General features: G+C 63.8%; 1 protein-coding gene. It reads left to right on the forward strand.

Annotated features, from left to right (window positions below; genetic code table 11):
* Positions 1-186: 186 nt before the first annotated feature.
* The coding region (locus tag AC1DYI_RS38085; protein ID WP_477209222.1) for a LysR family transcriptional regulator at positions 187-528 on the forward strand (342 nt) is incomplete at its 3' end.

Below are 528 nucleotides of genomic sequence, written 5' to 3' on the forward strand. Positions count from 1 at the left end.
AGCGTGACATGGGCATTGCTGGCCAGACTCTTGGCGAGTTGGACGCCGGCGATGCCCCCGCCATAGATCACCACACGCTTGTCCGAACTGCTCGTCACGTCATCACTCCTGTCATGCAAGCCAGAAGGATAGGGACGGCCGATTGATTTGAGTAGTGAGTGAATCTGTCTCATACTCGTACACGAAATGAATCAATCGCCGATCGATCTGAACACGCTGAAGACCTTGGTCGACGTGGTCGCAGCCGGCAGCTTTGCGCAAGCCGCGCGCGAGCGCGGAGTCCCGCCGAACAACCTGAGCCGCCAGGTGCAGCGGCTGGAGCGAGACCTCGGCGTGCGCTTGCTGCATCGGTCCACGCGCCAACTGGGCTTGACCTCTTCCGGCAGGGARCTGGTGGACGCCGCCAAGGCGACCCTCGCGCAGCTGGAACAGCACCTGCACGAGGTCGGCAGCCAAGCCAAAGAGCCGCGCGGGCACCTGCGCGTGGCCGCGCCGTCGGACTTCTTGTCGCCGGTCAATGCAGGCCGG

The sequence above is a fragment of the Ideonella sp. P3_A4 genome, from assembly GCF_056403075.1.